The organism is Streptomyces sp. NPDC111606 (assembly GCF_055656945.1).
This window is the reverse complement of sequence record NZ_JBVKBY010000001.1, coordinates 834,019-846,532: the sequence shown is the minus strand read 5'-3', so window position 1 is coordinate 846,532 and position 12,514 is coordinate 834,019. Positions and strand designations below refer to the sequence as shown.

Here is a 12,514-nt window from a genome sequence, read left to right as displayed (position 1 = left end):
GAGTAACCCCGCGTACTGACGTCGGCGTACCCGGCGCCGCCCGCCCTGCTCCGTTCGCCACGCGGGGCCGATGATTCCGGCCGCCGGACCAGGTCATCACCGGAGCAGCGGGGATACGAGGAGAAGCGCCCCGCTTCCGAGCAGAGGAGACCCTGATGCGCCAACCGTCACCCCACCCCGCCCTGCGACAGCTCGACGCCTTCGTGGGCGAATGGGACCTGTGGGCCCTCGGCCGCAGCGTCGGCCCGTTCAGGACGGAGTTCGCCTGGCTGGAGGGCGGCGCCTTCCTGGTCCAGCGCTCGGACGTCGTCCCGGAGACCTCCCTCCCGGGCGAGTGGGGCCCGAACGCCCCGTTCCCCACCGTCTCCCTGATCGGCTACGACGACACGGCCGACGAATTCACCGCCCTCTACGCCGACGGCCGAGCCGTCGCCCGCACCTACCGAGCCACCATGACCGCCCGCACCTGGCACCAGTGGCGCTCGGCCCCCGGCTTCCACCAACGCCTCACCGCCACCATCAGCCCCGACGGCAACATGATCGAGGGCCAGTGGGAGCAGTCCCCTGACGGTGAGCGGTGGACTACGGACTTCGACGTGACGTACGTGCGGACGGGGGCGGGAAAGCCGCAGGGCTGAGAGGGCCGGACTGAAGGGACCGACGGGGCAGGAATCGAGTCGTTCCGCGCAAGGCCATTGCCGGGGGAAACGCACTTTGAGTAGCCTGTGTTCGTTATTCCGATCGGCTGTTGAAATCTCGAACGCAGCCTCGCATGCAAGGGAGGGGGCCGCACGTGGGACGCCTCGTACCAGCCGTGACCCGGGCTCTCGACATTCTCGAGCTCTTCCTCGACGGGGACGGGACGCTCTCCGCCCCCGACATCGTGCGCAAGCTTCAGTTGCCGAGGACCACCGTGCACGAGCTGGTGACCACTCTGGCGGCTCGGTCGTACATCGTCCAGGTCCCGGGTCAGCCGGGACGGTACCGCCTGGGTGTACGGCCGTACCAGCTCGGCAGCCGGTATGCGGAGCAGCTCGACCTCGCGGCCGAGGGACAGCAGGTCGCCCGGTCCGTCGCGGAGACGTGCGACGAGACCGTGCACGTGGCGATCCTGGAGGGCACGGACGTCATCTACATCGCGAAGGTCGACTCGACGCACGCGGTGCGGATGGTGTCCGCGGCGGGCCGTCGGCTGCCCGCCCACTGCACGTCCGTCGGCAAGATGCTGCTGGCCTCCCTTCCCGACTCGGAGCTGTCGTCCCGTATCCCCGACGGGGCCGAGCTCGTCGCCATGACGCCCAACAGCATCACCGACCCCGGCGCGCTGCGCGAGGCCCTCGCCGAGATCCGGCAGCGGGGGATCGCCGTCGAGAGCCGGGAGTCCAACCCGGACGTGTCGTGCGTGGCCGCACCCGTGCGGGACCGCACCGGGCAGGTCGTCGCCGCGCTCTCCATCTCCGTGCCGATGATCCGCTGGAGCGACGAGCGGCGTGCCGAGCTGGAACAGCTCTCCGCCAAGGGGGCCGCCGAACTGTCGGAGCGCCTGGGGTACCGGAGCGTTGCGTGACGGCGCCGTACGAGGTGGCCGTGCGCGCGCAGGCGCAGCTCGGTGAGGGGCCGACCTGGGATCCGGGGAGTGGCCGGCTGGTCTGGATCGACATCCTCGGTGCGCGGATACACACCTACGACCCCGTCTCCGGGCGTCGCACGGTCCGTACCACCCACCAGCACATCGGCGCCGTCAAGCCGCGCGTCGGCGGCGGGCTCGTCCTCAACCTCCGGGACGGCGTGGCGCTCCTCGACCCGGACCACCGCTTCCGCTGGCTGCATCACGAACCCGTCCCCGGCCGCCGCGCCAACGACGCCGCCGTCGCGCCCGACGGGTCCCTGTGGGCGGGCACCATGCGCTACGACGAGGCGCCGGGCGGCGGCACCCTGTCCCGGATCACCGGTGAGGCCTCGGTCGAGGTGGTCCTCGACGACGTGGCCGTGAGCAACGGCACGGGGTGGAGTCCGGACGGGCAGCTCATGTACTACGTCGACTCCCCGACGCGCCGTGTCGACGTCTTCGACTTCGCCGACGGGCGGCCCCTGAACCGGCGTCCGCTGGTCGAGATCGAGGACGGCGCAGGCTTCCCGGACGGGCTCACCGTCGACGCCGAGGGCTGCGTGTGGGTGGCCCTGTGGGACGGCGCGGCGGTACGGCGCTACACGCCGGCCGGCGAGCTGGACCGCGTGATCCCACTTCCCGTCCCCCGAGTGACGGCCTGCACCTTCGCCGGCCCCGACCTGACGGACCTGTACATCACCACGGCCCGCGTCGGCCTCGCCTCGCCGCCCGCGCTGTCGGGGTCCGTGTTCGTGGTGCCGGGCGCGGGGAAGGGGTTGGCGCAGCCGGCGTTCAGGGGCTGAGGCCGGGCCGGGGTCGAGGGCTCATTTCAGGGCGGCCGCGCGAGCATCCGCACTCCGCCGACGCCACCCTTCTACCCCAACCCCGCCGCCTTCCGCTCCTCCGCGGTCAACGGCGGCCCGTTGAGCGCTGGCTTGAGCGGGCCGATCGCCGCGGCCAGGAGGACGGACGGGGACAGCAGTACCTCGGCGGTGCGTTCCAGGGACGTCACGTCCGTGACCCGGCGGGCGATGCGGCCGTTGCCGGTGGCGGTATGCATGAGGCGGTCCACGTACGCGGCGACGAGCCGTTCGCGGAGGGTGGGGCCGGCTTCGGTGGCGCCCGGGTAGAACACGTCCTGCCCGATGGCGAGGTCCCAGGCCGCGCCGACCGGGCGGGCCACCGCCTTCTGGACGCGGCGTGACAGGCCAGGTGCCGCCCACCCCTGACGGCGTGTCACGTCCCGCAGGATCAGGGCGCTTTGGGCGGCGACCGCCAGGCCATGGCCGTACACCGGGTTGAACGCGGCGAGGGCGTCGCCGAGGACGACGAAGTTCTCCGGCCACGCCGGCATCCGCTCATAGAAGTAGCGGCGGTTGACGGTGGCCCGGGTGACCGACACGCCGGACAGCGGCTCGGCGTTCTCGAGCAGTTCGCCGATCAGCGGGTGCCGCAGCTTCTCGCGGGCCCACGGAACGAAGTCCTCGGCCACGTCGGTGGGTTCGCCGCCCCGGGTGCCGGACAGGGTGACGATCCACCGGCCGTTCTCGATCGGCAGCAGGAAGCCCGCCCGGCCCGGCCCTCCGGCCCGCGGGTCGGGCTGCACGTTGACGACCGGGAAGCCGTCCCTGGCGTCCTCCGGGGCGAGGTAGAGCCGACTGGAGTACGCCAGCCCGGAGTCGACCTCGCGCTGCTGAGGTGCGGGAAGACCGAGGGCCCTGAGCCACCGGGGCGCCCCGGAGCCGCGGCCGGTGGCGTCGACCACCAGGCCTGCCCGGAGAATGCGCTCGGCGCCGTCGTGCGCCCGGATCCGTACGCCCGTCACGGCGGCGTCGGTACCGGCCAGCCCCACCGCCTCCGTGCGCTCGACCAGCTCGATCCGCTCGTCGGCGAGGACCTGCGCCCGGATCGTCGCGTCCAGCAGGTCCCGGCCGGCCAGGATCACGTGGTGGGACTCGGGCCAGCGCCGGAACCAGCCGCGCGCCGACATGGCGACCACGTCCGTCGTGACCGGCAGCCGGCGCGCCCCGGCGTCCCGGAGCACGTCGGTGACCCCCGGCAGCAGCTCCTCCATGGCCCGGACCCCGCCCGACCACAGCATGTGCGCGTGCCGCGCCTGCGGCAGCCCCTTGCGGGGGGTCGGGTCGCCGGGCAGGGAGTCCCGGTCCACGACGAGCACACGGTCGACGAATCCGGCGAGCGCGCGGGCCGCGAGCATGCCGGTGTGGGATCCCCCCAGGACGACGGCGGTTCTGACGTCTGGGGCGGGGCGTTCATTCATGCGGGGGCACTCTCTGCCGGGGCGGCCGCTCGGGCGCGTACCGCCTCGATGTCGTTGGGATGGCGGAGGGCTCGGGACACGGCCTGGATCTCCCGCAGCAGATACGCGGTGTCCGGGCCGGACGGGGAGGCGTCGGCGTCGGCCTTCGGGGACCGCTGCCTGACGTCGACGGCGTCCAGGATCGTCATGGCCGCGGCGAGGGCCGCCGCCCGGGTGGGCTCGAAGCCGAGGGCGAGGGCCGCGTCGTACGACCGTCCGCGCAGGTCCTCGTCGAGGTGCCGGGACACCTGCAGCAGCCCGTCGCGGACGAACGTCTCACGGCGGATCAGGCGCAGTTCCGGGGTGCCGCGCAGGGTGAAGGGCTCGCGTGCGCCGTTCACGGACCGCATCAGCACGGAGAGGGGACGCAGGTGCCGGTGGCGGCGCCGGATGCGCCAGCGTTCGTGCAGGTACTGGCCGGAGTGCGGGATGATGAAGCCCACCGCGACCAGGGAGGCCGAGACGCAGGCGGCCGACGGCGCCAGGTCGGTGCTCAGCCAGTCCAGGTCGTGGCCCGTCCATCGGGCGACGACGGCGGTGAGCTTGGACGCGTCGAAGAGCAGGTTCGTCGCGTAGCCGACGCCCAGGAACCGCAGGCCCCAGCGCAGCCAGGCGTCGAGGCCCTCGGTGCGGATCCAGTTCCAGATCAGCCTTGCCGTGATCGTGCAGGCCACGGTGTGCGCGAGCAGGTAGAGCAGGATCTGCTCGCGCATGAAGGGCGTGGTGGCGTAGTACGTGTCCAGGTCCCGCAGCCGCTCCACGGGGGCGTCCGCGAGCGCGAAGAGCGCCCACAGGGTGATGACCACGCCGGCGTAGACGGAGACGACCCAGCGGGTCGCCCGGCGGGTGGCGGCCGAGCGGTTGGACAGGCCGTTGCGCCAGGCGATGATCATCAGCAGCCAGGACGCGCACAGCGCGGTGATGAGCGAGTACACCCAGGGGGCCGAGATGTTCGGTACCCCGGTGACGCGGTTGGTCCAGGCGATGGTGCCCGGGGCGGCGAAGACGAACACCGCGCAGGCGAACAGCAGCAGGCCGCCGACGGCGCGCAGCAGGGGGTCCCGCCACATCCTGAGGATGCTGGGCAGCTTGATCGCCAGGGCGGCGGCCAGGGCGACGGTGGGGATCCAGAAGGAGATGTGGACATCGCCGAAGAGCCTCGAGGAGGTCGACGCCAGCACGGTCACCGCGCCGTCCTCCCGCTCCCGCTCCCGCGGTAGCCCATCGAACGCTGCACCGGCCCGAGCGCCACATCCGCCCCCCGCCCCGACAGCAGCGGCCGGAACGCGGCCGCCAGCCGGTGCCCGAAGTCGTCCGCCTCGGCCTCGTCCCGCTCGCGCGAGCCGTTGCGGGCGGCGACCGCGAGGGCGATGCCCTTCCAGCCGGGGGTGCCGGCGAGGGCGTGTGCGTGCGCGGCCGCCGTACCGTCGGTGTGGTGGTGGCCGTGGCCGGCGTGCATGTGCCACAACTCATGGCCGAGGATGACCAGTTGCTGCATCGCCTCGGCCCGCTCCTCCACGATGACCAGGTCGAAGTCCTGGAACTCCACCCACAGCCCGGTCACCTCGATCTCGTCGGGGAACCGCTCGAACCGCAGCTCGACGGGCCGTCCGCCGCGCCGGGTGCTCATCTCCGCGCACAGGGCGTGGCACAACTCGCGTACGTCGGCCGGGGGGTGGGGTCCGGCCCGCAGGGCGGCACTCAGATCGGAGGCCAGCTCACGCATCCCGGAACCGGAACGGGAGCGCCGCAGCCGCAGCGCCGCAGCGACCCGGGCCGCCCTCGTGCGCGCGCCCGCGATGTCCATCGCACCCCCTGTTCCGCCGCCTGTCGGCGGGCTGTTCGAGCCTACGCGTCGCGAAGTGTCCGCGTCATGTGGTCCGGCGACCGTAGTTCAACGGGCGACGACCGCAGTTGAGTCGGGGGAGACAAACGGCGATCGGAATTCGTGCACAAGCATTGACGGGCAAGCGCTTGCATCCTACGGTCCCGTTCGAGGATGCGAGCGCTATTCGATATTTCGACAGGCGTATCGCGCACCGGAAAGGTGACCATGCAAACCGCCCGCTTCACCCTCGACCCCGCCTTCACGGTCGGTGAGGTCAACCCACGTCTCTTCGGATCCTTCGTCGAACACCTCGGCCGCTGCGTCTACACCGGCATCTTCGAACCGGACCATCCCACGGCCGACGAAACGGGCCTGCGCCAGGACGTCCTGGATCTCGTCCGCGAACTCGGCGTCACCACGATCCGCTACCCCGGCGGCAACTTCGTCTCCGGTTACAAGTGGGAGGACTCGGTCGGCCCCGCCGAGGACCGCCCCCGCCGTCTCGACCTCGCCTGGCACTCCATGGAGACCAACCGCTTCGGCCTGTCCGAGTACATCGACTTCCTGCGCAAGATCGGTCCCCGGGCCGAGCCCATGATGGCCCTCAACCTCGGTACCCGCGGCGTCGCGGAAGCCCTGGAGCTCCAGGAGTACGCCAACCACCCGGCCGGCACCGCCCTGTCCGACCTCCGTGTCACGCACGGCGACAAGGACCCCTTCGGTATCAGGCTGTGGTGCCTCGGCAACGAGATGGACGGCCCCTGGCAGACGGGCCACAAGACGGCCGAGGAGTACGGCCGTGTCGCCGCCGAGACCGCCCGCGCCATGCGCCAGATCGACCCGGACGTCGAACTCGTCGCCTGCGGCTCCTCCAGCCAGTCCATGCCGACCTTCGCCGCATGGGAGGCGACGGTCCTCAAGGAGACGTACGACCTCGTCGACCACATCTCGCTGCACGCCTACTACTGGCCCGAGAACGGCGACATCGACTCCTTCCTGGCGTCCGCCGTCGACATGGAGTCCTTCATCGAGAACGTCGTCGCGACCGCCGACCACGTGGGCGCGCGGCTCAAGTCGAAGAAGCGGATCAACCTGTCCTTCGACGAGTGGAACGTCTGGTACCTGCCCGAGTGGGAGGAGCACGCCAAGACGCTGACGGACTGGCCACAGGCCCCTCGCCTCCTGGAGGACAACTACAGCGTCATGGACGCGGTCGTCTTCGGCTCGCTCCTCATCGCGCTGCTGCGGCACGCCGACCGCGTCACGATCGCCTGCCTCGCCCAGCTGGTCAACGTCATCGCGCCGATCATGACCGAGCCGGGCGGCCCGGCATGGCGGCAGACGACGTTCTTCCCGTTCGCACAGGCCTCCAGGTACGGCCGCGGCCAAGTGCTCGACGTCCGGGTGGACTCCCCGACGTACGAGACGAAGAAGTACGGCGAGGCCGACCTGCTGCACGCCACCGCCGTGCGCGCCGAGGACGGCACGGTCACCGTCTTCGCGGTCAACCGCAGCCGCACCGACGCCCTCCCGCTCGACGTCGCCCTGAACGACCTCGACCTGACGGCGGTCGTCGAGCACAGCGCCCTCGCGGACGCCGACCCGGACGCCCGCAACACCCTCGACGAGCCGGAGCGGGTCGCCCCGCACGCCGTCGAGGGAACGGCACTCGAGGACGGCAGCCTCACCGCCGTACTGGAACCGCTGTCCTGGAACGTGATCCGCCTGAGCTGACCGGACGATCTTCACAGGGCCCCAAGACTGCGCTCAGCTTCCCTAAGGCTCTGCTCAGCTTGGGGCCCTACGGTCGCTCCCCATGCGCACGTTGATCCTGCTCGCCCTCGCGGGCCTCGGGGCCCAGCTCGTGGACGGCAGCCTCGGCATGGCCTACGGGGTCACCTCGACCACGCTGCTGCTCGCCCTGGGCACCAACCCCGCCGCCGCCTCCGCGACCGTCCATCTCGCCGAGATCGGTACGACACTGATGTCGGGGGCGGCGCACTGGCGTTTCGGGAACGTCGACTGGAGGGTGGTCGCGCGGATCGGCGTGCCGGGCGCGGTGGGTGCGTTCCTCGGGGCGACGGTGCTGTCGCGGCTGTCGGCCGAGGTCGCGAAGCCGGTGATGTCCTCGATCCTGCTGGGGCTGGGTGGGTACGTCCTGGTCCGGTTCACCTTCCGGGGGCTGCCGAAGGGCCGGCTGGGCAGGCCGCTCCGGCGCCGGTTCCTGGCCCCGCTGGGACTGGTCGCCGGCTTCCTCGACGCCACCGGGGGAGGGGGCTGGGGCCCGGTCGGTACGCCCGCTCTCCTCGCCTCCGGCCGGATGGAGCCGCGCAGGGTCATCGGCTCCATCGACACCAGCGAGTTCCTCGTCGCGGTGGCCGCCAGCCTCGGCTTCCTGTTCTCCCTGGGCTCCCAGGGCATCGACGCAATGTGGGTCGCCGCCTTCCTGCTGGGCGGTCTGGTCGCCGCGCCCCTCGCCGCCTGGCTGGTGCGGCTGCTGCCGCCGAGGGTGCTGGGGTCGGCGGTCGGCGGAGTGATCGTCGTGACCAACGCCCGCACCCTGCTGCCCGATGGCGTGCTCCACGTCGCCCTGTACGCCCTGTGGGCCGCCGCCCTTGCGTACTCGGTCCGCGCCCACCTCAAAGAGCGCAACGCGGTCGCGGCCGAGCCCGCCGAGGGGCGTCAGCCGGTCGGCACCTGACCGACCGGACGGACGTACCGGGATCCCTCAACTCGCCTGTGAATGGCTGGAGTTCGTCGTGGCCATGCCATGCGCGGCCCCCTACGATGCGAACGCCTTCGACCTTCACAGAAAAGTCATTGTTTCTTCAAAGATTCAACCGGCTTGAAAACAGGGTCGGAGGCGCAGCCACCCCCCATCCCCAAGGAGAGCTCCATGGCACGTGGACTCCTGCGACTCCTGCTGAGCGGCGGCGCGCTGGCCGCTCTGCTCACCGCGACGTTGCCCGCTCAGGCCGCGCCGGCGTTCGAAGACCCGCCGCCGGACAAGATCGTCATCAAGGTCGCCACGGTGAACGGCTCCGGCTGCCCCCAGGGCACCACCGCCGTCGCCGTCTCCGAGGACAACACCGCGTTCACGGTGACGTACAGCGACTACCTCGCCCAGGTCGGCGGCAACTCCGACCCCACGGCGTTCCGTAAGAACTGCCAGCTCAGCCTGATCGTGCACGTCCCCGGTGGCTTCACCTACGCCATCGCCAGCGCCGACTACCGCGGCTTCGCCTCTCTCCAGCCCGGCGCGAATGCCCTGCAGAGAGCCTCGTACTACTTCCAGGGCTCACCGAACACGCAGTTCCGCAGCCACCCGTTCAGCGGCCCCCTCAACGACAACTGGCAGGCCACCGACGAGACCGACTGGGCCCAGCTGATCTGGGCGCCCTGTGGAAAGCAGCGCAACTTCAACATCAACACCGAGCTGCGCGTCAACGCCGGCTCGTCGTCTCCGAGCAAGGTCAGCTTCATGACCATGGACTCGACCGACGGTGACATCAGCACGGTGTACCACCTGGCGTGGAAGGAGTGCCCGGGCAAGTAGCAGCACCGCCTGCGCAGGCCGAGCCGCGCCCGACGATGGCAGTCGGGCGCGGCTTGGCGTCGAGGCGGGTCAGGTCAGCTCTCCACCCCCACGAGTCCTGGGCCAGGGTGGTGCGCGGGACGGTGTTCGCGGCGTAGACGGCGAGCGCGGCGACCCGGGTCGTGATCGTCTCGTCGAAGCAGAGCTGTCGGAGTACTCGCCGAGGGCGTCGCAGTGCCAGATCTCCACCAGGGCGTTGTTCAGCGGCGCGCAGGTGCTGTCGTCGACGACGGCGAGCGTGAGCTCCAGAGGGATGCCGGTCCTGTCCTCGTTCATGAGCACGGCACCGTAGGAACGCATTCTGTTGATGGGCTGCCAGTTGAGCAAAGTGAACATCCGTCAAGTTCGTTGTCGGACACGTCACTTACGTCTCCCGCGCCACTTCGATTCGACGGAGATCGAAGGCGCGTGCGGGGTGCGGCGCGCACGCCCAGGCTGGTCGGCGTACGAGAGAACAACGGGGAACAACGGGGAAAGGAAGTACCTCATGTCCATCCGCAAGAGCCGACTCGCCCTCGGCGTCGCCGCCTTCGTCGGCACCGCCGCCATGCTCGCCGTGCCCACCTCCGCCCAGGCGGCCGGGGACCCCGCGACCTGGCCCTGCGACCCGTCGGAGTTCTGCATCTACCACGACGGGCAGGGCGGCGGCGCGCACTACTCGCTGTCGGACGGCGCGTCCAACCTGGGCCAGCTGGCGGGCGGTCTCAATGACCACGTGTGGTCGGTGAAGAACATCTCCGGCAGCTCGTGGTGCCTGTACCGGGACGCGAACTACGAGAACGAGATCCAGGTGATCCTGGACGGGCAGGCGCTCGACCTGGCGTCGCCCGTGCGGGACCAGGTCAGCTCCGTCGAGGAGTGCTGAGAGGCCCTGCCGGGCCCTGACGGACGACGAGCGCCCCGTCGCACCCTTGCGGTGCGGCGGGGCGCCCCATGACTTCTGAGGGTGTCAAGAGCCGACGAACCCCGGAGCATGTGAGTGCCCGACGTGCTGAACGGGGATGGCTCACATGGCCGTACGCATTCACTTCACCGACGACGATCTCGCCCAGATCAGGCTGGCGCAGGCTCCCGACCCCATGTGGGAGGCGCTGCTCAGCATGCACATGCTCCAGACGGACACCGGTTCCGCCGTATTCGGCGGCTGGCGGCGCCGGGTACGACGCCAACTGCCCGCCGCCGTACGCCCGTTGCTCCGCATGGCCCCGCCCGTCGGCTACTCGGCCGACTTCCTCACCCCGGCCGCCGGCACGGGCGGCCTGGACGCGGGGATCGGCGCCCTGTTGTCCACGCCACGGCAACGGCTGCGCGGCGACCTGGTGGAACTGTCCCGCGCGGGCCGCCGACTGCCGCCCTGGGCCCGGGCCCTCGCCGACGGCGACACGGAGGCCGTCGGCCACCTCGCGCGCGTCTTCCGGGCGTACTTCACGGCCGCGCTGGCCCCCTGGTGGGGTCGCGTCCGCACCCGCTTCGGCGCTGAACGTGCCGCGCACGGACGGTATTTGGCCGACGGCGGCCTCGGCGCGCTGCTCGGTGCCCTCCACCCCGGCCTCGTCTGGCAGCGGCCCGTACTGGAGGTGACGGGGCTGGGCGCGGACCGTGACGTCCGCCTCGACGGACGCGGGCTCCTCGTCCTCCCGTCGTACTTCTGCTGGCGCAAGCCGACGCTGCTGAAGGATCCGGCGCTGCCGTGCGTCGTCGTCTACCCGATGACCCACGAGACCGCCCTGAACGGCGGCACGCCAGGGCTCCGCTCCTTGAACGCCCTCCTCGGGCGCACCCGCGCCGGGATCCTCGAATCGGTCGCCGACCACGGCGTGACGACGACCGAACTCGCCCACGACGCGGGCATCTCACCGGCCACGGCCAGCCATCACGTGGGCATCCTGCGCAAGGCGGGGTTACTCAGCACGTGCAGGGCGGGCAAGGCGGCGCTGCACTCCGTCACACCGCTGGGGCTTGCCCTGCTGGACGGACGTGCGCGATGAACTCCGTCCAGGTGGTGGGGGAGAGGGTGAGGTGGGGCCCCGCCTGGTTCTTGGAGTCGCGGACGTGGATGGCGTGGGGGAGGGGGGCGACCTCTACGCAGTCGCCGGAACCGCCGCTGCTGTAGCTGGACTTGCGCCAGGAGAGGGCCACTTCGATGCAGTCGCCCTGGCTGCCGCTGCTGTAGCTGCTCTTGAACCAGGCCAGTTCGGAAGTGCTCATAGCGCTCCTCGCATTCGCTTCAGCAGGCCCCTGGAGTCCTCGGGGGTGAGGGCCTGCGAGCGCAGTTTCGCATACCGCTGGTGCAGGAGACTGATCGATTTCGGGTCGGTGATGAGACGGCCGTTCTCCTGCCCTTCGGAGTAGGCGAACCACTTGTTCTCGGGCGTCTCAAGCAGCTGCAAGGGGCCGTCCAGGCCCGCGTGCACGGGCTGCCGCAGCGGCATGATCTGCACCTCGATGTTCCAGTGCCGATCGATCAGGCCCAGCAGGTGGTCGAGCAGCTCGCGTGTGACTTCTTTGCCGCCTGTGTGGCGCTCAAGTACGGCCTGCTCGATGATGAAGCTGAGCGCGCACGGCGGTGTCCGCTGCGTCGACAGGAGCTCCTGACGGGCGAGGCGCGCTTCGATCCGTTGGTCGAGCTCTTCGTCGTTCGGGATCGGGGGCACACTCAGCGACACAGCCCGCGCGTACGCCCTGGTCTGCAACAGGCCCGGGATGACGCGGCATTCGTAGGTGTAGAGGCTGATTGCCATGGCTTCCAGCTGAGCCCAGCGCCGGAACCACGCGGCCAACCCCGGCTGCCGAGCCAGATGCCGCGCCGCATTGACCAACGCCCCCGTGTTCCCCAGCACCGGTTCCGACCGGTCCGCGAACGTCGGATCCGGCATCCGCCGCCCCAACTCCACCGAAGCCACCGTGTGTTTGGACAGCCCCACCAGGTCCCCGAACTCCTCCCGGCTCAACCCCGCATGCTCCCGCAGTGCCTGGACCACCGCGCCGAACGTCCGCAGACTGTCCGACGACTCCGGCTCGCCACCCGTACCCACCACGCCATCGACCACGGTCGGTCACCTCCCGCACTCATGGTCACGGCCAGTGATGAGTACTGTCCAGCCCGTCACCGCGTACGCTGCCGCAGCGTACGCGCCTCCCACCTGGTGAACTGCCGTCCCC

At 70.9% G+C, this 12,514-nt stretch carries 14 protein-coding genes; 8 read left to right on the top strand and 6 right to left on the bottom strand.

What is annotated here, in order from left to right:
* The first annotated feature begins 155 nt into the window (after nucleotides 1-155).
* The 3 genes from ACZ7M7_RS03935 to ACZ7M7_RS03925 all read left to right on the top strand — a co-directional run bounded on the left by ACZ7M7_RS03935 (nucleotide 156) and on the right by ACZ7M7_RS03925 (nucleotide 2,412).
* The gene (locus ACZ7M7_RS03935) at nucleotides 156-638 is read left to right on the top strand and encodes a hypothetical protein (RefSeq protein ID WP_472112526.1); all 483 of its coding nucleotides are present in this window, start codon (nucleotides 156-158) and stop codon (nucleotides 636-638) included.
* 155 nt (nucleotides 639-793) lie between these two features.
* A complete protein-coding gene (locus ACZ7M7_RS03930) occupies nucleotides 794-1,567 on the top strand; it encodes an IclR family transcriptional regulator (protein ID WP_383595618.1) in 774 nt (257 codons plus the stop codon).
* Nucleotides 1,564-2,412 (top strand): SMP-30/gluconolactonase/LRE family protein, encoded by an 849-nt coding sequence (locus ACZ7M7_RS03925; RefSeq protein WP_472112523.1) that lies wholly within the window; start codon nucleotides 1,564-1,566, stop codon nucleotides 2,410-2,412. The genes ACZ7M7_RS03930 and ACZ7M7_RS03925 overlap by 4 nt, the downstream gene beginning before the upstream one ends.
* 71 nt (nucleotides 2,413-2,483) lie before the next feature.
* Here the strand turns inward: ACZ7M7_RS03925 and ACZ7M7_RS03920 are convergent, their stop codons facing one another.
* Genes ACZ7M7_RS03920 through ACZ7M7_RS03910 form a run of 3 tightly spaced genes read right to left on the bottom strand, consistent with a single transcriptional unit; the run spans nucleotide 2,484 to nucleotide 5,736 of the window.
* Nucleotides 2,484-3,890: an NAD(P)/FAD-dependent oxidoreductase gene (locus tag ACZ7M7_RS03920; RefSeq protein ID WP_472112520.1), complete on the bottom strand. Its 1,407-nt coding sequence runs from the start codon at nucleotides 3,888-3,890 to the stop codon at nucleotides 2,484-2,486.
* Nucleotides 3,887-5,110 (bottom strand): MAB_1171c family putative transporter, encoded by a 1,224-nt coding sequence (locus tag ACZ7M7_RS03915; RefSeq protein WP_472113900.1) that lies wholly within the window; start codon nucleotides 5,108-5,110, stop codon nucleotides 3,887-3,889. The genes ACZ7M7_RS03920 and ACZ7M7_RS03915 overlap by 4 nt, the downstream gene beginning before the upstream one ends.
* 2 nt (nucleotides 5,111-5,112) lie before the next feature.
* The gene (locus ACZ7M7_RS03910) at nucleotides 5,113-5,736 is read right to left on the bottom strand and encodes a toxin-antitoxin system, toxin component family protein (RefSeq protein WP_472112517.1); all 624 of its coding nucleotides are present in this window, start codon (nucleotides 5,734-5,736) and stop codon (nucleotides 5,113-5,115) included.
* Nucleotides 5,737-5,982: 246 nt separating this feature from the next.
* Here ACZ7M7_RS03910 and arfA point away from each other — a divergent pair, with 246 nt between their 5' ends.
* The 3 genes from arfA (at nucleotide 5,983) to ACZ7M7_RS03895 (ending at nucleotide 9,313) form a co-directional block, all read left to right on the top strand.
* Entirely contained in the window at nucleotides 5,983-7,491 is a 1,509-nt protein-coding gene (gene arfA / locus ACZ7M7_RS03905; protein ID WP_472112514.1) for an arabinosylfuranosidase ArfA, read from the top strand.
* Nucleotides 7,492-7,573: 82 nt separating this feature from the next.
* Nucleotides 7,574-8,458: a sulfite exporter TauE/SafE family protein gene (locus ACZ7M7_RS03900; RefSeq protein ID WP_472112512.1), complete on the top strand. Its 885-nt coding sequence runs from the start codon at nucleotides 7,574-7,576 to the stop codon at nucleotides 8,456-8,458.
* Nucleotides 8,459-8,653: 195 nt separating this feature from the next.
* Complete coding sequence (locus ACZ7M7_RS03895; protein WP_383595644.1) at nucleotides 8,654-9,313, top strand: DUF4360 domain-containing protein; 660 nt, start codon at nucleotides 8,654-8,656, stop codon at nucleotides 9,311-9,313.
* Nucleotides 9,314-9,382: 69 nt separating this feature from the next.
* On the opposite strand, the gene ACZ7M7_RS03890 is transcribed toward ACZ7M7_RS03895, so the two are convergent.
* Nucleotides 9,383-9,628, bottom strand: coding sequence for a hypothetical protein (locus ACZ7M7_RS03890; protein WP_472112509.1), 246 nt, complete (start codon nucleotides 9,626-9,628; stop codon nucleotides 9,383-9,385).
* Nucleotides 9,629-9,839: 211 nt separating this feature from the next.
* Between ACZ7M7_RS03890 and ACZ7M7_RS03885 the strand changes: the two genes are divergently transcribed.
* Nucleotides 9,840-10,217, top strand: coding sequence for a peptidase inhibitor family I36 protein (locus ACZ7M7_RS03885; protein ID WP_383595646.1), 378 nt, complete (start codon nucleotides 9,840-9,842; stop codon nucleotides 10,215-10,217).
* Between the two features lie 145 nt (nucleotides 10,218-10,362).
* Nucleotides 10,363-11,340, top strand: a complete 978-nt coding sequence (locus ACZ7M7_RS03880) for a winged helix-turn-helix domain-containing protein (RefSeq protein ID WP_472112506.1) — start codon at nucleotides 10,363-10,365, stop codon at nucleotides 11,338-11,340.
* Here ACZ7M7_RS03880 and ACZ7M7_RS03875 read toward each other — a convergent pair.
* Together ACZ7M7_RS03875 and ACZ7M7_RS03870 are read right to left on the bottom strand one after the other, a co-directional pair.
* The gene (locus ACZ7M7_RS03875; RefSeq protein ID WP_472112503.1) at nucleotides 11,297-11,560 is read right to left on the bottom strand and encodes a DUF397 domain-containing protein; all 264 of its coding nucleotides are present in this window, start codon (nucleotides 11,558-11,560) and stop codon (nucleotides 11,297-11,299) included. The genes ACZ7M7_RS03880 and ACZ7M7_RS03875 overlap by 44 nt on opposite strands.
* Nucleotides 11,557-12,402, bottom strand: coding sequence for a helix-turn-helix domain-containing protein (locus tag ACZ7M7_RS03870; RefSeq protein ID WP_472112500.1), 846 nt, complete (start codon nucleotides 12,400-12,402; stop codon nucleotides 11,557-11,559). The genes ACZ7M7_RS03875 and ACZ7M7_RS03870 overlap by 4 nt, the downstream gene beginning before the upstream one ends.
* Nucleotides 12,403-12,514: the final 112 nt, after the last annotated feature.

Bases quoted from the DNA above. Each gene is read 5' to 3' on its own strand.
- ACZ7M7_RS03935 (WP_472112526.1), top strand. From the start codon at position 156: ATGCGCCAACCGTCACCCCACCCCGCCCTGCGACAGCTCGACGCCTTC.
- ACZ7M7_RS03920 (WP_472112520.1), bottom strand. From the start codon at position 3,890: ATGAATGAACGCCCCGCCCCAGACGTCAGAACCGCCGTCGTCCTGGGG.
- ACZ7M7_RS03910 (WP_472112517.1), bottom strand. From the start codon at position 5,736: ATGGACATCGCGGGCGCGCGCACGAGGGCGGCCCGGGTCGCTGCGGCG.
- arfA (WP_472112514.1), top strand. From the start codon at position 5,983: ATGCAAACCGCCCGCTTCACCCTCGACCCCGCCTTCACGGTCGGTGAG.
- ACZ7M7_RS03900 (WP_472112512.1), top strand. From the start codon at position 7,574: ATGCGCACGTTGATCCTGCTCGCCCTCGCGGGCCTCGGGGCCCAGCTC.
- ACZ7M7_RS03895 (WP_383595644.1), top strand. From the start codon at position 8,654: ATGGCACGTGGACTCCTGCGACTCCTGCTGAGCGGCGGCGCGCTGGCC.
- ACZ7M7_RS03890 (WP_472112509.1), bottom strand. From the start codon at position 9,628: ATGAACGAGGACAGGACCGGCATCCCTCTGGAGCTCACGCTCGCCGTC.
- ACZ7M7_RS03885 (WP_383595646.1), top strand. From the start codon at position 9,840: ATGTCCATCCGCAAGAGCCGACTCGCCCTCGGCGTCGCCGCCTTCGTC.
- ACZ7M7_RS03880 (WP_472112506.1), top strand. From the start codon at position 10,363: ATGGCCGTACGCATTCACTTCACCGACGACGATCTCGCCCAGATCAGG.
- ACZ7M7_RS03875 (WP_472112503.1), bottom strand. From the start codon at position 11,560: ATGAGCACTTCCGAACTGGCCTGGTTCAAGAGCAGCTACAGCAGCGGC.